Below are 17,358 nucleotides of genomic sequence, written 5' to 3'. Positions count from 1 at the left end.
TAGGGAAGCTACTCCGATGGTTGCCGCGAGGGAAGGCCCGATATAGCGTTACTACCTATGAGGGCAGAAGCGCTCAAAGGCCACCTGGATGGCCTGCTGCTGGCCGCGCTGGAGGCCGGGCCGCTGCACGGCTACGCCGTCAAAGAAGCGCTGCGCGACTCCACCGACGGCCGCATCGACCTGCCCACCGGCACTGTCTATCCAGCGCTGCACCGCCTGGAACGCGCCGGGCTGATCGACGGCAGCTGGTCGGTGGTGAGCGGCCGACGCCGCCGTACCTATGAACTCACCACCGCAGGGCGCAAAGCGCTCGGCGGCGAACGCGACAACTGGCAGGAATTCGCGACCGCCGTCACCGCCGCCCTGAGAACACGGCCATGGCCGGCCACGAGCTGATCACCGCGCAGCTCGCCATCCTGGCTAACCGGCTTCCGGCACAGGCCGTAGAGGAACTGGCCGACGGGCTACAGCAAGCGTACGAGGCCCAGCTCGCCGAACTGCCCGACCCTGAGGCGGCCGCACACGCGGCGATCGCCGACTTCGGCGACGCTGACACCATCACCGCCGCGTTCTTCCGCGAGTCCCCGTGGCGGCAAATCGCGATGACCCTGCTGGCCACCGGCCCCTTTATGGGCGTGGTCTGGGGGCTGACCCTGCTGTCTGTGCAGGTGTGGGACTGGCCGATTCCCCCGGCCGTGCGGATCGTTTACGGCACGGCCCTGATCGCCGTCGCCCTCACCCTGCTGACGGTCACGCGGGAAAAGCGCGCCTACCGGCAGACCCGAACCGCGACGCTGGCCGCCGCAGCCAGCCTCGTCGCCCTGGACGCGGGCATGCTCGCCGCCGTGATGACCGTGCCGTCGATCGCGGTGTGGCCGCTGCTTCTGGCCGTACCGGCAAGCCTGATCCGCATCATCGCCACCCTCCGAGCCCTACCCGCCACCCTCACCCGCTGAGCGACCGCTACACCCGGGGACAACGGCGGCACGCTGATGCTGGTCCGCACATCGAGGACCCTTGCAAGACCTGTCGATACCCGCAACACCTCTACAGGACGATCCCAACACGACCTGCCGCAACACAGCGGTTTTCCGGGGAACGACGTACCCCGGCTGCCCAACACGCCGACGTCAAGGTGCTCACTACAGTCAGCACCCACAGCCAGCGGCGGCTCCGGAAAGCCGACCAGCCCTCGACCAGATCGGCCAGGAATCGCCGCCGTTCCCGTCGCGGAGAGGGCGGCAGGCGCAGAGTGAGGAACACCGCGGCGGAGGCAAGGAAGGTGGCGCCGTCCCAGGCGAGGATGACGCCGGGACTGCTGAAGGCGATCACCAGCCCGGCCAGCCCTGGCCCCAAGATGGCCACGGCGTTGTTGGCGATCTGGAGCAAGGCATTGGCCTGGACTAGCATTGGCCCCGGCGAGACGAACTGCGGGACCAGACCCTTGACGGCTGGCTGGAAGAACGCTCCGGCGGCGCCAACAATCATCTCCAGCCCGACCAGCGACCAGACCGACGCCACACCCCTCAACACCAGCACACCGGCAACGAGCTGGCACACCCCGCAGACGACCTGGCAAGCCACGATGATGGACAGGCGCGGCAGCCGATCGGCCAGCACCCCCGCAGCCGGAGTGACCGCGATGAACACCAACAGGCCGCCCATCAGTACCAACCCGAGCGCGGCAGCACCGCCCCCGGACTCGATGATGGCGAACGCCAGGCCCAGCGGCGCGACTGTGGTGCCGATCGTCGAGGAGAGCCTCGCCAGCGCGTACCGGCGATAGTCCCGATTCGTCCGCAGGAGCTCCACGGGGGCTCTTACGCGTTCACGCATCATGACTAAGGAGTGCCCCTCCTCCAGCTTCGCCGCTGCTCATCTGCTGAGTGGAACCTGCTTGATCTATATCTCTCCGTTGAGATCGAGTTGCCGGTGCTCGCCCGCTGGGGCGAGCCGCTGAAGGGATGGAAGTCGGCTCACTGAGGTATCGAAGCAGCTTCGCCACCCACGGCCAGCGCGGCGAGCTGCCAGGCGGCACCCAGCCGTAGTAGCCGCCATCAGGGGGTGTGGGGAGGGCGTTCATGGTGAGTACCTTCGCTGCCGGATGTCCCGGGGAGGGGCAGGACCGCGGCCGTGGGACAGGCGCTCCAGCATCGCCGTCCCACGGCCGCGCCGCCCGGTTCGGGCTTGTGCCGGGCGGCTGCCATGGCTGGAGCGGGGGGCCAGTCACGGCAGGAATGGTTTCTAGGTCGACGCATGCCCGTTGACAGCCGTCGTGAGGGAGCCAAGGCCGCGCTCGATCACCGTCTCGCTTGTTCTCACGGCTGCGAGGAGGTCGGACATCAGCGGGTCCGGGATGGTGCCGAATCCCAACCCGGCCTCCTGCACTGCTGCCGTGAGTTCATGCTGCTCGGCAAGGCCGAGCATCGCGCTGCCCTGCTTGTGCGCCAGGACTTCCCGCGCGGCATACCCGTCCGCCGTGGCGAGAATGTCGCTGATCAGGCAGGTGAACGCGCGGTCAGCCAAGGATCGGTCGGTGTCTGCGGCCACGTCGAGGAGGGTCAGGCCGAGGCGCGTACGGAACACCAGAAGCCCCGGCGTCCGATCGAGCTCCAGATACTGGCGTTGGACCTCGGCGAACGTGCCGCTGGCAGGCAGTCCGGCCGCGCGGCTGCACAGCAGGTCCAGGCAACCGGCCACCAGGTGTTCCCACGGTTGGTCGGGTGCACTGTCGGCGACGAGCTTGAGGGCGGTGTCGGTGTGCCCGGCGAGGCAGTGCGCGATGATGGTGGCCTGTCGGCCGTCGAGGAGCCGTTGGCCGACGCCGCGGTGCTGCTGTGCGTGGGCGACCGCCTGGTCCCATTGGCCCGCGCTGATGAGTGCCCGGATGCCCTCGGCGAGGAAGACGCCCCACAGCCATTTGCGAACCGTGTGGAGATCGTCATCAGTGCGAGTGAGGCCGTCGAACGCGAACGGGATGCGCTGGCCATCGATGTCGGCTGAGCCGCCGGTACTGACGGCGTGAAAGAGGTCGTGCAGCAGGTGGTAGCCGCGGGCGCCGTCGTGTTCGCGGATGGCCAGCCGGGCGAGGTTGACGAGCGGCTCCAGGGCGTGGCGGGCCTCGGGGGCGTCCAGTGGCCAGGCAGGCAGGTAGGCGGCGAAGTGACGCCAGCACAGGGATCGCGCCATAGCCGGGACGCCGCAGTCGCTTGCGATCAGTGCGGCCTTGTTCAACGCCTCGGCGGCAATCGTAAGGTGGCCCGCCTCCATGCCGTGGGAGACGGCGTCGCCGAGGTCGCGCAGCTCGGCGACGCGGGCCCGGAGGGGCAGGCACGCCAGCCGGGGGCGTGCGATCAGGGGGAAGCGCTGCGCGGCCTGCTGCAGCAAGGCGTTCATGCTCTCTCGCTCCTTGTTTCCTCGGCCTCGGAGGCGGTGGGGTCGCATCCGAATGCGACCTGCTTGGCGGTGTGGGACAGGACGGCCTGGACGGTGTAGGACAGGCCGAGCCGGTTCCACGCGAAGACGATGTGGTGGGCGAGGATCGCGCGTAGGCCGCGGTGCAGCAGCCCGCCGGCTGCCAGGTCAGCCAATTCGGAACCGGTGGCGGCGAACGCTGCTGCCCATTCGGCAGCGAAGGCCAGTGATGCGCCGTCGCGCATGAGCGGGCCGGCGTCCACGCTCATCAACCGCCGCAGGCCAGCCTCCAGTTGTGGCCGTCGCTCCCGAGGGATCGGTTCGGGCAGGTCGCGGTGCTCGGCTACCCGCGCCCACACGTCGCCCTGCTCGTACCAGTCCAGCCCGGCTGAGCGCATCAGGACGGTGCACAGCAGGATCGACAGTTCGCGACGGGGCTCGACGCCGGGCGAGGAGGCAAGGTAGGTGAGCAGGTGCCGGCTGTCGAGATGGAAGAGGTCGTGCGCGCACGCCATCGCCCTGGCGCCGCCGAAGGCGTACGGCTCGGGCTCGTAGATGACCTCGGTCGCGGTGTCGATGTGGCCCTGCCGGACGAGGTCATTCAGATGGCCGCGCAAGTGCGCCTGCGTCCGGTCGTTGCTGGGCACGTAGCGGACGCGCCAGCAGGGCGTCTTACGCATGAAGAACCAGGCGGTGATGAGCCGTTCGTCTTCGGCCGACGCCAGCAGCGGAGCGAGATGGGTCACGGCGGTGTGCTCGGCCTTGGCCCAGTCGGGAAAGACGACGTTGACTTGCCGCCACGGGCGGGGATCCATGCGGGTTGCCTCCAGATCAGGCCAAGAGCAGGATGGTGTCCCAGCTCGACACCACGGTGCCGGCGCCGAGGGCGTGCAGGGCGAGCGCGGCCCCTGCGACACCTTCAAGGAGCCCAACCTGCGGAGCGGAGTGGGGGATCCGCGGGACGAGCCGGGCGGCGAGTCTGGGGAGTTCGTCGCCGAGGTCGGGGGTTCGTGCGTCGGCGGCCATCCGCCATGCGGAATGGAGCAGCCCGGCCATACCGTGACACAGGCCGCACTTCGGGAGCCGATCGAGCTGCACCGGATCGCGCAGGGCGGCCAGCATCGCCTCCTCGGCGGACTCCTGCCGCCTCTCGTCTCCGAGCGCCATGCCGGCCAGTTGCTGGGCGCGGGCCGTGCCGCTGATCCCGTAGCACCACGACGGCCGGGGGCGCTGCGACGGGTCGATGCGCTGCTCGCGCGCCTGCTCGATAGTTACCATGCCTGGCCACCACGCGCCCGCGTCGTCCTGCTGCCGCCATGTGTCGGTCCAGGCGCAGATCCGTTCGATCGCCTCTTTCACGCCGGCCACGCCGACGTTGCGCAACACGGCCAAGGACAGCAAGGCCAGGGCCGAGGCGATGCCGTGGGACATGCCAAGGTTGCCGTGCCCGTGCGGATAGTCCGAGATGGGTTCGCCGTTGGGGGCGACGGTCGTCCACCATGGCGGCAGCTCGCCGCGTGCGGGCAGTGGTTCGGTCAGGCGCACCAGGTAGGACAGCACGTCGGCGGTGATCGGGTGGTCTGGATGACGGCTGAGGTGGTAGGCGCCCAGGCCGGTCAGCCCGCGGATCAGGTCGAACTCTCTCATCTCGGGCTGCTCGCCGCGGTCGATGCGCGCGTGCGCGTCGGTCAGGCGGGTGCGGGTGATCGCCGTGACCGCGTCGTCCAGGCGTTCCAGCGTGCCCCGGTAGCGGCGTGACGTGCCTGCGGCCGCGTGCGTGGTGAAGGCCAGCGCGGGAGCTCCGAAGAACAGGTTCGCGTTCGGTGCCGCCGTCAACGCGCCGGAGGCGGCCACTTCCAGCCAGGAGTGCGCCATACGGGGATCACCGCGCCCGGACCGGGCGCGCTCGATATGGAGCAGGGCGATACCCGCCGCTCCGGCCCACAGCGATTGAGGCCAGACCAGGCCGTTGCCCGGCGGTTCGGCAGCCCACGGCTGCGGGTCGGCCAGCGCCGTGGCGATCGAGTCCGCCACAGCCAGCGCGTTCGGGCGCGGTTCGTTCACGGCCTGCTCCTCCTGGGGCGTGCGGTCCAGCTCAAGGCGGCGGCGCGGGCCAAGTGCAGGCACGCCCGCTCGCTGTCCAGCGAGGGGCTGGCCATGCGGGCGTGGTGCAGGTGCAGCAGATCAGGCAGCACGACGGCCGGGGGAAGCGTGCCCGCCTCCTCCAGCGCTCGGCGGTAGGTGACCAACGTCTGCCGCCGCCGCGCCCAGCCGGAAACGATCTGCTCGCCCGCCAGGTGCGCGGCCAAGGCTTCATGATCGTCCGGGCTGGCCAGGCGTACGGCCTGGTCGTAGATGGCGCGTTCGGGCGGGGAGGCGTCGGCGCGGGTGTGCTTGATCAGCCACCGCATCGCCGTGGCGCGGTCGCCGAGGAAGGCGGCGGCGATGTCGACCAGGCTGGCGCCGGTCATGGCATGCAGGTTGGGCCCTCCCCGTGTGGTGGTCGCGGTCAACTGGACGAGGGCCGTGGCCGAGTCGGCAGCGAAGTACGCCTCGGCCGCATCCATGGCGGCCCGGCCGCCGAAGCGGGCGGTCTCCGGGAAGTAGGTGTCCCACTGCACGCGCGCCGTCAGCCCGGCCCGACACACCTGCTCGCTCCACGCAGTGACCTCGGCAGCGGCGTCGGCGAACGCGCCGTCAGGCACGGTGAGGCGGATGCGGAGATGGTGGTCGGGGTCGTGGTAGCGCAGGAACCACCACCGCGCTTCGCTGCCGACCGCGTCCGCCAGGCGTGGCAGGTAGCGGGTGACGATGGCGTCGTGCCGGTCAGGGTGGCCGTACAGCTTGAGCGACAGCCGCCCATGCTGGCCGGGCAGGTGACCGTGGTCGCGGGAGGTCACCTCGTGCGCGAGCCGGGGCGGCTCTGCGGGCCTGCGGGGCGCGGTCAGCGGGACTCAACGATGCGTGCAAGGACGAGCTGGTCTCGCGCAACGTGGCCATGCTGGTCGAGCCGCCGTCAGGAAAGAGCAGGCGCGGGACGGCGCTGACGAGCGAGGAGGCCGACAGGCTGTTCGCGGCGGCGCATAGCCACCGGTGGGGCGTGCTGTGGCTGACGATCCTCGGCCTCGGCCTGCGCCGCGGTGAGGCGCTCTCGCTGCGCTGGGAGGACATCGACCTGGACAACGCCGTGATCAAGGTCGGCCCTTCGCTGCAGCGCCTGCGGGGCGAGCTCGACCAGGAGACCGGACGCCGGCGCGGCCGGCTGGCCGTGGTCCGCGCGAAGACGGAGGGGTCGGACGCGAAGCTGGCGGTTCCCCGGGCCGTGGTCACGCTGCTGCGGCAGCACAAGGTTGACCAGGCCGCCGAGCGGCTGGCGGCGAAGGTGTGGGCGGACCCGGGGCTGGTGTTCACCACATCGGTGGGGACGCCGATCGAGCCGCGGAACGCCAACCGGGCATGGAACGCACTATGCGACGAGGTGAGCATCACGCGGCCGGACGGCAAGCGGGTGAGGATTCACGACCTCCGGCACACCGCGGCGACCTGGCTGCACGGAGAGGGCGTGGACATGAAGACCATCCAGGGAACACTCCGGCACAGCCGGCTCGCCACGACCTCGGAGATCTATACGCACCTCACCGAGGAGGTGCAGCGCCGGGCTGCGGACTCGATGGACGGGGCGCTGTCCCGGTTCGGTCGCCTCGCCCAATGACCTCAGGCGCTGCTGACCTGCGGGGATGTAGGGATGTGCAGGGATTGAGGCATTAGCTCTGTACGTATAGGCGCGTAGGTGGAACAGGTAAACCCTGCACAGCCCTACACACCCCCTCTGAAGTGCAGAAACACGGAGAGACTCCTGCACGCCAGAGCGATGTAGTCAGATGTAGTCACCCGTATTACAATGTAGTCGTGTCGAACAAGCCGACGACTGTCCGGCTGACGGATGAGCAGAAGGCAGGGCTCGACGCCATTGGCGAGCGAGAGGACCGGAGCCGATCGTGGCTCATCTCGAAGGCCGTGGACGAGTACATCGCGCGGCATCTACCAAGCGAAGAGACAACTACGGACGGAGGTGAACCTGAGTGAACGAACCGGTGCTGCTACAGCCGTTGCTACAGCACACCCCTAGAAACGACTCAGGGAGTCCCTTTAGATCAAGGAACTCCCAGGTCAAAATATGCGCGGCCGGAGGTACTCGAAACCCCAACCTTCTGATCCGTAGTCAGATGCTCTATCCATTGAGCTACGGCCGCTCGCTGCCTAAGCAAGCATAGCGGGTTCTGGGGAGTGCCTCGAACCGGTTACCGCAATCATGACCTCCCTGGGTCGGCGGGAACCAGGGGGTGGATACATCGAAGGGTGTATCCACAGGCAGGTCCCTCGCAGGAGGGAGGCAGGGTTCCGAGATGGTGGGATGGGAGGTATGAAGCGGGCGGCGTTGTGGGCCGGGGTGGCCTTTGCGGTGGGTGTGGTGCTGATCGCGGGCCGGGCCCATCTCGAGCGCGGGGTCCCTGCGTGGGTGCTCGTCGTGCCGTTGGCGATCACCTGTGCGGGGGTCGTGGTGCGGCAGCGGGCCCCCTTGCTCTCACTGGGGCTCGGGGTGGTGGCGGTGACCATCGACGGGTTCGTCGGGCCGTCCCTGGGGACCGTGCTCGTGTTCACCGACAATCTGTACGCCGCCGCGCTCTACGGACCGGCTCGGTTCGCTCGGGTGTTGCTCGGCGTCACCGCCATGTTGGCGGTCGCCGGTGGGGCCGTGGCCGGGTTCCTCGGGGACTGGCGGATGCTGGCCGTCACAGGGGTGCAGGTGGGGCTGGTCCTGGTCACGCCGGTGACGACGGCGTTGGTGCTGCGGGAGCAGCGTGATCGGGCCGTGGCCGAGCGGGTGCGGGCCGAGCAGGTGGCGCGGCTGGCGGAGCTCGATCGACAGGCGGCCATCGCGGCCGAGCGGACGCGGATGGCTCGGGAGCTGCACGACATGATCGCCAATCACTTCAGCGCAATCGCCATCCAGTCCACGGCTGCGCTCTCTCGCAAGGATCTCGATCCGGGGACGGTACGGAAGGTCATGGAGTCCGTACGGGAGAACAGTGTGAAGGGGCTGGCAGAGATGAGAGCCATGATCGGGTTGTTGCGGCAGGAAGGGGATGACACCGAAGCCACTCGGCCACGGTTGGCCGATGCGGAGACGCTGGTGGAGCGGGTCAGGCGGGCCGGGCTGGTCGCGCGGCTGAAGGTCGAGGGGGAGCCTCAGGAGGTGCCCGCCTCTGTTGATCTCGCGGGGTATCGGATTCTGCAGGAGGCGCTGACCAACGCGCTCAAGCATGGGGGCTCGCCGGTCGACGTGGTGGTCTCGTACGAGGCCCGGCGTGTGGTGATGACCGTTGAGAATGCCTTGGGCGGCAGCGGGGCGCGGTTGCCCGGGGCTGGGGCCGGGTTGATCGGTATGCGAGAGCGGGTGTCCCTGGTCGGTGGTTACCTCGAGGCCGGGCGGCACGGCCCCCGGGAGGCTCGGTGGCGGGTGCTGGCCGTGCTGCCGACTTCCGATGGTCAGAGCGCTGCGGAGTTCATGTCCGCGGCTGCTTCCGGGGAATGAGAGGTGGGACGGTGACCATCAGGGTGCTGGTGGCCGACGATCACGCGGCGGTCAGGGCCGGGATCGTGTTGATTCTCGACGGTGTGGCGGACATGGAGGTCGTCGGGGAGGCGGGTGACGGGGAGCAGGCTGTGGCCATGGCTCGGGAGCTGCGGCCCGATGTGGTGTTGATGGACGTACGAATGCCGCGCCTCGACGGCATCTCCGCCACCAGGGAGCTGGCAGGGGTCAGCGATGTGCTGATCCTGACGACGTTCGACGTCGACGAGTACGTGTTCGGCGCCCTCCGGGCGGGTGCGGTCGGTTTCCTGCTGAAGAACACGGACGCCGACTCGCTGGTCGAGGCGGTGCGGCTGGTGGCGCGAGGGGACGGGCTGATCTCGCCGGGCGTCACGCGGAAGCTGATCGCCGCCTTCGCCGAGCAGGCGCCGTCGCGCAGGGAGCCGGCGGCTGGTCCGGAGGGCCTGACACCTCGGGAGCGTGAGGTGCTGGCCTGCATCGGGCGGGGCCTGTCGAACGCCGAAATCGCCAGGGAGCTGGACATGGCGGAGGCCACGACGAAGACGCATGTCAGCCGCGTACTCAACAAGCTGGGACTGAAGAGTCGGGTCCAGGCGGCGATTTACTACTCAGAGGGCACTTAGAGCCGTAATGTGTGCGGCGTGAGCATGCCGCCGCCTCCGCCGCCCTCCCCGCCGCCTCGTCGGACGGGAGTGATCGTCGGGCTGGCGTTCGCTGGACTCTTCGGGTATTTCATCGCCAACCTAGCCATCGGCGTCATCGCGCTGAACTTCGAGTCGACGGTGGCGATCGGGGTGGCGGCCGGGGTGCTGGCGCTGCTGGGCATCGGCGCGGGGGTGGTGTTCGTGTTGCTGCGGAAGTCCTGGTCGATCGGGCTGGGGCTGGGATTGCTGATCGGGTGGTCGCTCACGTCGATCATCTCGGCCGGGTACTGCACCGGACTCAATCCGGGGCTGTACACATGAACATGCCCCCACCGGACGGGCCGCCCCCACCCCCACCCCCATCCGATGGCCCGCCCCCACCACACGGGCAGCAGCCTCCGTACGGGCAGCAGCCTCCCTACGGGCAGCAGCCTCCCTACGGGCAGCAGCCTCCGTACGGGCAGCAGCCCCCGTACGGGCAGCAGCCCCCGTACGGGCAGCAGCCCCCGTACGGGCAGCAGCCCCCGTACGGGCAGCAGCCCCCGTACGGGCCGCCCCCGTACGGGCCACCGCCCCCGCTCAACGGTGGCTCCTCAGGCGTGGTCGTCGGGCTCACGTTCGCCGGCATTGCGCTCTACAGCGTCGTCAACGGCCTCATCGGCTTCTTCATGTTCGTCGCCGCCATGGAAAACACCAGCGGCAACAACGTCTACGTGGTGGTCGGCGCGGCGGTGCTCGCCCTCCTCGGCCTCGGCGCCGGCGTCGGCCTGCTGTTCATACGCCGCCCCTGGACCAAGGGCCTGGGGCTCGGGCTCATGATCGGGTGGGCGCTGTGGTCGATCCTGACCGCCGGCTTCTGCACCGGCCTGAACCCGGGACTGTACGCCTGACATGCCCCTCCACGAGATCTTCGTCGGCCTGGGCGTCTTCGTGGCCTCCGTCGTCTTCGTACGGGAGGCGCGCAGGCGCGGCGCGCTCAACGAGCAGTCGCTGGTAGCCGTCACCGGTGCCCTGGTCGGCGGGGCGATCGGGATGCGGCTGGCCGGCTGGCTGGAGACGCTCGACCTCAAGGACCTCTGGCTGTACGGCTCCCGCAGCATCCTCGGCGGCCTCACCGGCGCGTACGTCGGCGTGCTCGTGGCCAAGAAGATCATCGGCTACAGGGAGCGCACCGGCGACCTGTTCGCCCCGGCCGTGGCGCTCGGCATGGCCGTGGGCCGGATCGGCTGCCACCTCACCGAGGCCCCGGGCCGCCCAACCGACCTGCCGTGGGGCGTGCACGCCCCGGCGACCACCCCCGAGTGCCCCGGCTGCATGGCCGGACAGGCCATGCATCCGTCGTTCATCTACGAGATCATCTTCCAGCTCGCCGCGTTCGCCGTGCTCATGTGGGCTCGCAGGCGGCTCACGCAGCCGGGCGAGCTGTTCACGCTCTACCTCGCCGGGTACGCCGCCTTCCGCTTCCTCGTCGAGTTCACCAGGGCGAACGAGACGCTCTGGCTCGGCCTGACCGGCCCTCAATGGTTCCTGACTGCTGGACTGCCGCTGCTCGCGCTCAGGCTCGCGTACGGCTGGCGGCGCGGCTACTACGATCCCCTCTTCCCGCGGAAGGTCATGACATGAGCACAGGGATGGGTCTGCGGGGCGACCGCATCCTCAGGTACGTCAACGCGTTCTGCCCGGAATGCCATGGCCGCGACCTGGAGCGGGTCGAGCGGCTGAGCGGTTACCTGGTCGAACGCGACGGCAAGGTGTGGCTGGAACGCGGCTGCCGCGAACACGGATTCATCCGTACTTTGTACGACGAAGATCCAGAAATCCTCAAATACTTGGAGGAGTGGACCGCTCCCACCAAGCAGCACATCCCGGATATGACCGGCAACTTCGCCCCGATCCCTCTCGCCTACCTCAACGGCCTCCCCGAGATGCAGACCCAGCACACCTGCATCCTTCTGGAGGACATCGCCGAGACCTGCAACCTGCGCTGCCCCACCTGCTTCGCCGACAGCTCCCCGACGCTGGCCGGCGTCGTCCCCGTCCCCGACGTCCTCGCGAACGTGGACCAGCGCCTGGAAAGGGAGAACGGCAAGCTCGACGTCCTCATGCTGAGCGGCGGCGAGCCCACCCTCCACCCCGAGCTCAAGACGCTCCTCGCCGAGCTCGTCCGGCGCCCGATCACGCGCATCCTGATCAACACCAACGGCGTCCTCGTCGCCAGGGACGACTCCCTGCTCGACCTCCTCACCGAGTACAAGGAGCGGGTGGAGGTCTACCTCCAGTACGACGGGTCGTCGGCCCACGCCTCACAACACCACCGCGGCGGCGACCTGCGTCGCCTCAAGGCCCAGGCCATAGAGCGCCTGTCGGCGCGCGAGATCTTCACCACCCTGGTCATGACCGCGGCCCTGGACGTCAACGACGGCGAGATCGGCGACGTCGTACGCCTCGCGCTCGACACCCCGTTCGTCGGCGGCGTCTCCCTGCAACCCCAGTTCGGCTCGGGCAGGTCGGGCGCCATCGACCCCATGAACAGGCTCACCCACACCGGCGTGCTCAAGCGCCTCGGCCCGCAGACCGGCGGCCTGGTGACCTGGCGCGACCTCACCGCCCTGCCCTGCTCCCACCCGCACTGCTGCTCGGTCGGTTACATGATCCGCGACGACGCACAGCAGTGGCGCTCGCTCACCGCGCTGATCGGCCACGACCGGCTCAAGGAGAACCTGGGCCTGGTCTCCAATCGCATCGCCGACTCCGAGATCCCGCGCGAGCTGCGGCTGGCCGTCCAGGAATCGCTGCTCGGCCTGCTGTCCGAGCAGTCGTCACTGTCGCACCCCCAGATCGGCGACCTGTGGCGCGACATCTGCGAGAACTGCGACCTCGGCGTCGCCACCCTCCTCACCCTCGCCTCCTCGGCGCTGCCGGGCAGGCGCAAGAAGCTGCGCAGGATGCTGGGGGAGCGGGTGGTGCGGATCACGGTCAAGCCGTTCATGGACATCTCGACCATGATCGAGGAGCGGCTCACGCAGTGCTGCGTGCACGTGGGCACCCGAGCCGAGCAGGACCAGTGCGCGCCGTTCTGCGCGGTGCAGGCCTGGCCGCAGCTCTCTCGGCAACGGCTGTCGGCGGTGGCGTCGTGACGGCGGGCGATCCGCGATCCGGCGCCGGCCCGGCGAAGGGCCAGCCGTACGATCCGCTCCGGTTGTGCGTGTACGCGACCGTCGCGCTGCTGGCCTGGCTGCTCGGGCCGTGGGCGGTGCTCGGGTTCGCGGTGCTGGGGTTCGCCGGGTACTGGAAGGCGCGGCGAGCCGGGCTGACCCGGAGCAAGTGCCTGCTCAGGGACACCCGGCTCGTGCTGGCCTACCTCGGGCTGCTCGCCGTCGTGGCGGTTGTGGCGATCATCCTGTGACGGCCGCGAGGTTCAGGAGCGTGTATTCCTTGCCACCCCCGTACGACCTGGGAATGCATCGCTTCTTCTCGCACGACTGGCGGATCTGCACGTCCTGATCCCAGTAGGGCGTCAAAGAGGGGGCGGACGAACCGTTGCCCGCCAGCACCGGCACGCCAACCGTGCCGAGGATCCGTTGGCCGAGCCCGGCCATCGTCCCCGTGGCCATGTCGTACACGACCGCGAGCGGGACCCCCGGCTTGTTCTTGTCCGGTTCGATCACGGCGGCGAGCGCGAACCGCTCACCGTGCGGCGAGTGCGGCGCGTAGATCCGCAGCTCCGGGGGCAGAGTCCTCAGCCCGGACCCATCCACGCGCTGCACGATCATCCGGCCCTTCACCTCGCCGACGCACCAGTGGGACACGCACCGCATGAACTGCGCCCCTTTGGGCAACCGCACGTCGTAGGACTGACCGGTCTCCAGGTGCGAGATCGGCCGCGTCCTCGGAATTGCCGGACAGCACGTAGCCGTACCGGAGGAGCGCGTAGCCCCGGGCTCGGACGAACTGGTCGAAGTCTTCCACGAACCCAGGGATCGACGAGAGCGCGTCAGTGTTGCACGTGAAACGTGGATTTATTGGGCGGGCACGTAAAGGCTGAGCGTCTCGGCCACGCAGGCGGGCCGCTTCTCGCCCTCGATCTCGATGGTCACCTTGAGGTTGGACAGGTAACCGGCCGGGGTGCCCTTGACGTCCATGAGCTCGGCCACGGCCCTGATCCGCGCGCCGACCGGCACGGGCCTGGGGAAGCGGACCTTGTTGAGTCCGTAATTGACCCCCATCGCGATGCCTTCGACCTTGACCATCGTGAACATGAACGAGGGCAGCAGCGACAGGGTCAGGTAGCCGTGCGCGATCGTGCCGCCGAACGGTCCCTCCTTGGCCCGCTCCACGTCCACGTGGATCCACTGGTGGTCATCGGTGGCGTCGGCGAAGGTGTTGACTTGTTCCTGGGTGACGGTGCGCCACTCGGTCGGCCCGAACGTCTCGCCGACGGCCGCTTTGAGCTCCTGAACATTCGCGAAGGTCCGCATGGTGCGAACGCTATTGCGGAGGTGGTACGGCTGCCAAGTTGAGCATCCGGAAGGTACCCCGCCCGCCTTCCCAGTAGATGATCGTGGGCTGCCCGGCGGACACGGCAGTCCACCTGCCGTCGGCGGCAGCGGCCGTCCGGCCGGTCGCGATGTCGTAGATCCCGCCGTTGCTCACCACGAACCGGTTGAGGATCGGCGCCATCGCCTGCCGCCCCCAAGAACCGCGATCGTCGAGGCGCCGCATGTTGCTGCCGTCGATTCGCTGCAGGAAAGCGCCCGTCTCGTCGTGTCCGAAGCACCAGAACGGCCCGCAGCGCAGGTCCCGCGTCCCGGGCCGTGTGACGACCTTGATCGTGGACCCGATCGTCAGATCGACGACCTTGCTCTGGCCGCGGACGCTGACGTCCGGTCCCACGGGCGCGTCGCTGGCCCACGGCCATCTCAGGAGGCGCAAGCCGCGACTGGCGGGGACCCGCTCGGAGGCGCCGCCGGAGACGGGGATGCCCCACACGTCGCCGCGGCGTTCCGACCAGAAGACCCGGTCCCCGTTGACCGCCATCGAGTCGATGTCGGCCCGGGGGCCGCTGAGCGTGGTGAGCAGCCTCGCCTTGCCGCCCGACAGCGGGGCCGTCCAGATCTCCCGCACCGACACGCCGCGCTTGGTGCCGAAGGACATCCAGGCGACGTTCTTGCCGTCGGCGGTCACGGTCGGCGGGACGGCGGTGGGCTCAATGGGGACCGTGGTCACCACGCGGGCCCGCTTGGTGGCGGTGTCGTACACCTCGATCCTGGTTCCCTCCCCAGACGACGCGAGGAGCAGCACCTCCGTAGCGCCGATGCCGGTGATCGGCTGATACATCATGCCTTCGGCGTTCGTGGTGGGCACGGTGAGGACCGCCGTGGGCCAGAGCTTCGCCGCCGGCACCGCCTTCCCGGGCTGCGGATCGAGGGTGGTCGTCTTCGTGACCTCGGGAAAGGGGGCCGTCGGGGTGGTGGTCGTGGCCACGTCGCCCTCGCCCCCGCTGGAGAAGACGCTCCGGACCCCGGCGCCCCCTACCGCCACGATCACCACGGCGGCCGCGGCCGCCAGCGTGCGCACGCGCCGCCTGGTCCGTTGGCCCCTGAGAGTTTCGACGCCGGCGAGCAGGTCGCCCTCGTCGGGAGCGCGCTCGGCCGCCGCGCGCAGCGCGCCCGTCAGCTCGTCCTCGGTCCTCATGTCCGTCCCCTTTCGAGTACCGATGGCTTGACGCGCAGTGCGTTGAGCGCATGGAAGGCTTGGCTTCGCACGGTTCCGCGGGAGATGCCGAGGATGTCGGCGATCTCCTGGTCCGACAGGTCCTCGTAGTAGCGCAGCACCAGGACGACCCGCTGCCTTCGCGGCAGCGTGGCCAGCTCCTTCCACAGCTCGCCGAAGGTGTGATCGTCGGTGTAGGAACCCTCGGGTACGTCGTCCGTCACGTGCTCCCTGCGCCGCCTGCGCCACCAGCTGACGTGCTGGCGGGCCATGATCGTGCGTACGTAGGACTCGGGATTGTCCTTGTTGCGGACCCTGCGCCAGGCGCCGCTCAGCTTGAGCAACGACTCCTGCACCAGGTCGGCCGCATCGTCGGCGTTGCCGGTGAGCACGTAGCCGTACCTGAGCAGGGCTTTGCCCCGCACGCGGACGAACTCCTCGAACTCCACAACACGGAGACGCACGGGAGGGTCCGTACTGTTGCAAAGATCTTTTACTCGAAACCATCGCATAGGTGTTCGAGTCCGCGCTACAGTCTTAGGTACCGCAATCGAACAAGGGTTCGGCCTGGTGAGAGGGGGTGTGTCCGATGACGGTGCTCGCGCCCGCCCCTGCTCGGACACGCCGTAGCACTTTCTTCCCAAATCTAAGACGGCCGCTATATCCGGCAATAAAGTCCGAGAGCGTGGACCCTGTGCGAAACCCCTACGCCCCCGGCGCCGGACAGCGTCCCCCGGAGCTCGCCGGGCGCGATCGAGAGCTGCAGCAGTTCGAGGTCGTGCTCGAGCGCGTGGCCCGTGGCCGCCCTGAGCGGAGCATGGTCGTCACCGGCCTGCGGGGCGTCGGCAAGACCGTCCTGCTCAACACGTTCAAGTCCATGGCCATGCAGCGGCTGTGGGGCACGGGCAAGATCGAGGCACGGCCCGACCAGTCGATCAGGCGGCCCGTGGCCGCCGCCCTCCACATGGCGATCCGCGAGCTGGCCCCGCGGCACCGCGCGCCCGAGCGCATCGAGGAGTTCCTCGGCGTGCTCAAGGCGTTCGCGATGCGCGATCCGGCGGCGGCCAAGGGCACTTCGCACTGGTCGCCCGGGATCGAGGTGCCCGCCAGCCGCGGGCGCGCCGACTCGGGCGATCTGGAGATCGACCTCACCGAGCTGTTCGTCGACGCCGCCGGCGTGGCCACCGACCTGGCCGTCGGCATCGCGCTGTTCATCGACGAGATGCAGGACGTGCCGGCCGCCGACGTCTCGGCGCTCTGCGCCGCCTGCCATGAGCTGTCGCAGTCAGGCGGGCCGCTGATCGTCGTGGGTGCCGGGCTGCCGCACCTGCCGAGCGTCCTGTCGGCCAGCAAGAGCTATTCCGAGCGGCTCTTCCGCTACGCGCGCATCGACAAGCTCGACCGGGACGCGGCCGATCTGGCGCTGATCCTGCCGGCGCGCGAGGAGGAGGTCGAGTTCACCCCGGAGGCACTCGACGCGCTCTACGAGGCCGCCGACGGCTATCCCTACTTCGTGCAGGCGTACGGCAAGGTCGCCTGGGATCTGGCGCCACGCAGTCCGATCACGATCGAGGACGTCAAGGTTTCGGCGCCCGAGGCCGAGGAGGAGCTCGCGGTCGGGTTCTTCGGCAGCCGCTACGAGCGGGCGACCCCGGCCGAGCGCGACTACATGCACGCCATGGCGCAGATCGGCGACGAGCCGGTCGGGACCGCCGACGTGGCCGACGCCCTCGGGCGCAAGCCGTCCAGCCTCTCGCCCGCCCGTGACAGCCTCATCAAGAAAGGGCTCATCTACAGCGCCGAACGCGGGCAGATCGCGTTCACGGTGCCGCACTTCGGAAAGTTCCTGCGCGCCCAGCCGGTCTGAGCCCGGGCGCACCTAGACCTCTATTGGGCTGTCTAGTGGGGAAGCTAGACAGCCCAATAGAGCCATACGGTCGCGCCTGTCGAGAGAAATCTAAGGCTTTCTAG

Annotated in this window: 21 protein-coding genes and 1 tRNA gene; 12 read left to right on the top strand and 10 right to left on the bottom strand. The window is 69.1% G+C overall.

Translation table 11 applies throughout. The annotated features are described in order from the left end of the window. Window positions 1–57 precede the first annotated feature (57 nt). Together ACIBX3_RS23395 and ACIBX3_RS23390 are read left to right on the top strand one after the other, a co-directional pair. On the top strand, window positions 58–396 hold the full coding sequence (locus tag ACIBX3_RS23395; protein WP_397120213.1) for a PadR family transcriptional regulator: 339 nt from the start codon (window positions 58–60) through the stop codon (window positions 394–396). Further along, window positions 378–956 (top strand): hypothetical protein, encoded by a 579-nt coding sequence (locus ACIBX3_RS23390; RefSeq protein ID WP_397120211.1) that lies wholly within the window; start codon window positions 378–380, stop codon window positions 954–956. The genes ACIBX3_RS23395 and ACIBX3_RS23390 overlap by 19 nt, the downstream gene beginning before the upstream one ends. A 91-nt stretch (window positions 957–1,047) precedes the next feature. On the opposite strand, the gene ACIBX3_RS23385 is transcribed toward ACIBX3_RS23390, so the two are convergent. From ACIBX3_RS23385 to ACIBX3_RS23365, 5 genes are all read right to left on the bottom strand, one after another. Next, window positions 1,048–1,812 (bottom strand): MFS transporter, encoded by a 765-nt coding sequence (locus ACIBX3_RS23385; RefSeq protein ID WP_397120209.1) that lies wholly within the window; start codon window positions 1,810–1,812, stop codon window positions 1,048–1,050. Between the two features lie 432 nt (window positions 1,813–2,244). After that, window positions 2,245–3,396, bottom strand: coding sequence for a hypothetical protein (locus ACIBX3_RS23380; protein ID WP_397120207.1), 1,152 nt, complete (start codon window positions 3,394–3,396; stop codon window positions 2,245–2,247). Then, a complete protein-coding gene (locus tag ACIBX3_RS23375) occupies window positions 3,393–4,229 on the bottom strand; it encodes a thiopeptide-type bacteriocin biosynthesis protein (protein WP_397120205.1) in 837 nt (278 codons plus the stop codon). Before ACIBX3_RS23375 ends, ACIBX3_RS23380 begins: the two co-directional genes overlap by 4 nt. Window positions 4,230–4,245: 16 nt before the next feature. Further along, window positions 4,246–5,478 carry a lanthionine synthetase C family protein gene (locus ACIBX3_RS23370; protein WP_397120203.1) on the bottom strand — a complete coding sequence of 411 codons (1,233 nt, stop codon included), beginning with the start codon at window positions 5,476–5,478 and terminating at the stop codon, window positions 4,246–4,248. After that, window positions 5,475–6,314, bottom strand: a complete 840-nt coding sequence (locus ACIBX3_RS23365; protein WP_397120201.1) for a thiopeptide-type bacteriocin biosynthesis protein — start codon at window positions 6,312–6,314, stop codon at window positions 5,475–5,477. Before ACIBX3_RS23365 ends, ACIBX3_RS23370 begins: the two co-directional genes overlap by 4 nt. Before the next feature lie 98 nt (window positions 6,315–6,412). On the opposite strand from ACIBX3_RS23365, the gene ACIBX3_RS23360 reads away from it, so the two are divergent. Both ACIBX3_RS23360 and ACIBX3_RS23355 read left to right on the top strand, forming a co-directional pair. Next, window positions 6,413–7,126: a tyrosine-type recombinase/integrase gene (locus ACIBX3_RS23360; RefSeq protein WP_397120259.1), complete on the top strand. Its 714-nt coding sequence runs from the start codon at window positions 6,413–6,415 to the stop codon at window positions 7,124–7,126. Between the two features lie 122 nt (window positions 7,127–7,248). Further along, the gene (locus ACIBX3_RS23355) at window positions 7,249–7,500 is read left to right on the top strand and encodes a CopG family ribbon-helix-helix protein (protein ID WP_397120199.1); all 252 of its coding nucleotides are present in this window, start codon (window positions 7,249–7,251) and stop codon (window positions 7,498–7,500) included. Window positions 7,501–7,594: 94 nt separating this feature from the next. On the opposite strand, the gene ACIBX3_RS23350 is transcribed toward ACIBX3_RS23355, so the two are convergent. Next, window positions 7,595–7,667: transfer RNA gene (locus tag ACIBX3_RS23350), tRNA-Arg, on the bottom strand. A gap of 161 nt (window positions 7,668–7,828) precedes the next feature. On the opposite strand from ACIBX3_RS23350, the gene ACIBX3_RS23345 reads away from it, so the two are divergent. Genes ACIBX3_RS23345 through ACIBX3_RS23315 form a run of 7 tightly spaced genes read left to right on the top strand, consistent with a single transcriptional unit; the run spans window position 7,829 to window position 13,081 of the window. Then, on the top strand, window positions 7,829–9,010 hold the full coding sequence (locus ACIBX3_RS23345) for a sensor histidine kinase (protein WP_397120197.1): 1,182 nt from the start codon (window positions 7,829–7,831) through the stop codon (window positions 9,008–9,010). Beyond that, window positions 9,007–9,654, top strand: coding sequence for a response regulator (locus ACIBX3_RS23340; protein ID WP_397120195.1), 648 nt, complete (start codon window positions 9,007–9,009; stop codon window positions 9,652–9,654). Before ACIBX3_RS23345 ends, ACIBX3_RS23340 begins: the two co-directional genes overlap by 4 nt. A gap of 18 nt (window positions 9,655–9,672) precedes the next feature. Further along, window positions 9,673–9,996: a hypothetical protein gene (locus ACIBX3_RS23335; RefSeq protein ID WP_397120193.1), complete on the top strand. Its 324-nt coding sequence runs from the start codon at window positions 9,673–9,675 to the stop codon at window positions 9,994–9,996. After that, window positions 9,993–10,565 (top strand): hypothetical protein, encoded by a 573-nt coding sequence (locus ACIBX3_RS23330; protein WP_397120191.1) that lies wholly within the window; start codon window positions 9,993–9,995, stop codon window positions 10,563–10,565. Before ACIBX3_RS23335 ends, ACIBX3_RS23330 begins: the two co-directional genes overlap by 4 nt. A gap of 1 nt (window position 10,566) precedes the next feature. Further along, window positions 10,567–11,298, top strand: a complete 732-nt coding sequence (locus ACIBX3_RS23325; RefSeq protein WP_397120189.1) for a prolipoprotein diacylglyceryl transferase — start codon at window positions 10,567–10,569, stop codon at window positions 11,296–11,298. Continuing rightward, window positions 11,295–12,812 (top strand): radical SAM protein, encoded by a 1,518-nt coding sequence (locus tag ACIBX3_RS23320; RefSeq protein WP_397120187.1) that lies wholly within the window; start codon window positions 11,295–11,297, stop codon window positions 12,810–12,812. The genes ACIBX3_RS23325 and ACIBX3_RS23320 overlap by 4 nt, the downstream gene beginning before the upstream one ends. Then, a complete protein-coding gene (locus tag ACIBX3_RS23315) occupies window positions 12,809–13,081 on the top strand; it encodes a hypothetical protein (protein WP_397120185.1) in 273 nt (90 codons plus the stop codon). Before ACIBX3_RS23320 ends, ACIBX3_RS23315 begins: the two co-directional genes overlap by 4 nt. Here the strand turns inward: ACIBX3_RS23315 and ACIBX3_RS23310 are convergent. From ACIBX3_RS23310 to ACIBX3_RS23295, 4 genes are all read right to left on the bottom strand, one after another. Next, on the bottom strand, window positions 13,071–13,520 hold the full coding sequence (locus ACIBX3_RS23310; protein ID WP_397120183.1) for a hypothetical protein: 450 nt from the start codon (window positions 13,518–13,520) through the stop codon (window positions 13,071–13,073). The genes ACIBX3_RS23315 and ACIBX3_RS23310 overlap by 11 nt on opposite strands. Before the next feature lie 174 nt (window positions 13,521–13,694). After that, window positions 13,695–14,153: a MaoC family dehydratase gene (locus ACIBX3_RS23305; protein WP_397120181.1), complete on the bottom strand. Its 459-nt coding sequence runs from the start codon at window positions 14,151–14,153 to the stop codon at window positions 13,695–13,697. 10 nt (window positions 14,154–14,163) lie between these two features. Continuing rightward, complete coding sequence (locus tag ACIBX3_RS23300) at window positions 14,164–15,369, bottom strand: TolB family protein (RefSeq protein ID WP_397120179.1); 1,206 nt, start codon at window positions 15,367–15,369, stop codon at window positions 14,164–14,166. Beyond that, window positions 15,366–15,851 (bottom strand): SigE family RNA polymerase sigma factor, encoded by a 486-nt coding sequence (locus ACIBX3_RS23295; protein WP_397120177.1) that lies wholly within the window; start codon window positions 15,849–15,851, stop codon window positions 15,366–15,368. The genes ACIBX3_RS23300 and ACIBX3_RS23295 overlap by 4 nt, the downstream gene beginning before the upstream one ends. A 221-nt stretch (window positions 15,852–16,072) precedes the next feature. Here ACIBX3_RS23295 and ACIBX3_RS23290 point away from each other — a divergent pair, with 221 nt between their 5' ends. Continuing rightward, complete coding sequence (locus tag ACIBX3_RS23290) at window positions 16,073–17,254, top strand: AAA family ATPase (protein WP_397120175.1); 1,182 nt, start codon at window positions 16,073–16,075, stop codon at window positions 17,252–17,254. The last annotated feature ends 104 nt before the right edge of the window (window positions 17,255–17,358 follow it).

The sequence above is a fragment of the Nonomuraea sp. NPDC049480 genome (genome assembly GCF_044465905.1).
Taxonomy (GTDB): Bacteria; Actinomycetota; Actinomycetes; order Streptosporangiales; family Streptosporangiaceae; genus Nonomuraea.
This window is presented reverse-complemented; position numbering and strand designations above follow the sequence as displayed.

What these genes read in the sequence shown, in the direction of transcription:
- ACIBX3_RS23395 (WP_397120213.1), top strand. Translation starts at nt 58, where the DNA reads ATGAGGGCAGAAGCGCTCAAAGGCCACCTGGATGGCCTGCTGCTGGCC.
- ACIBX3_RS23390 (WP_397120211.1), top strand. Translation starts at nt 378, where the DNA reads ATGGCCGGCCACGAGCTGATCACCGCGCAGCTCGCCATCCTGGCTAAC.
- ACIBX3_RS23380 (WP_397120207.1), bottom strand. Translation starts at nt 3,396, where the DNA reads ATGAACGCCTTGCTGCAGCAGGCCGCGCAGCGCTTCCCCCTGATCGCA.
- ACIBX3_RS23375 (WP_397120205.1), bottom strand. Translation starts at nt 4,229, where the DNA reads ATGGATCCCCGCCCGTGGCGGCAAGTCAACGTCGTCTTTCCCGACTGG.
- ACIBX3_RS23360 (WP_397120259.1), top strand. Translation starts at nt 6,413, where the DNA reads ATGCTGGTCGAGCCGCCGTCAGGAAAGAGCAGGCGCGGGACGGCGCTG.
- ACIBX3_RS23345 (WP_397120197.1), top strand. Translation starts at nt 7,829, where the DNA reads ATGGGAGGTATGAAGCGGGCGGCGTTGTGGGCCGGGGTGGCCTTTGCG.
- ACIBX3_RS23340 (WP_397120195.1), top strand. Translation starts at nt 9,007, where the DNA reads ATGAGAGGTGGGACGGTGACCATCAGGGTGCTGGTGGCCGACGATCAC.
- ACIBX3_RS23330 (WP_397120191.1), top strand. Translation starts at nt 9,993, where the DNA reads ATGAACATGCCCCCACCGGACGGGCCGCCCCCACCCCCACCCCCATCC.
- ACIBX3_RS23325 (WP_397120189.1), top strand. Translation starts at nt 10,567, where the DNA reads ATGCCCCTCCACGAGATCTTCGTCGGCCTGGGCGTCTTCGTGGCCTCC.
- ACIBX3_RS23320 (WP_397120187.1), top strand. Translation starts at nt 11,295, where the DNA reads ATGAGCACAGGGATGGGTCTGCGGGGCGACCGCATCCTCAGGTACGTC.
- ACIBX3_RS23305 (WP_397120181.1), bottom strand. Translation starts at nt 14,153, where the DNA reads ATGCGGACCTTCGCGAATGTTCAGGAGCTCAAAGCGGCCGTCGGCGAG.
- ACIBX3_RS23300 (WP_397120179.1), bottom strand. Translation starts at nt 15,369, where the DNA reads ATGAGGACCGAGGACGAGCTGACGGGCGCGCTGCGCGCGGCGGCCGAG.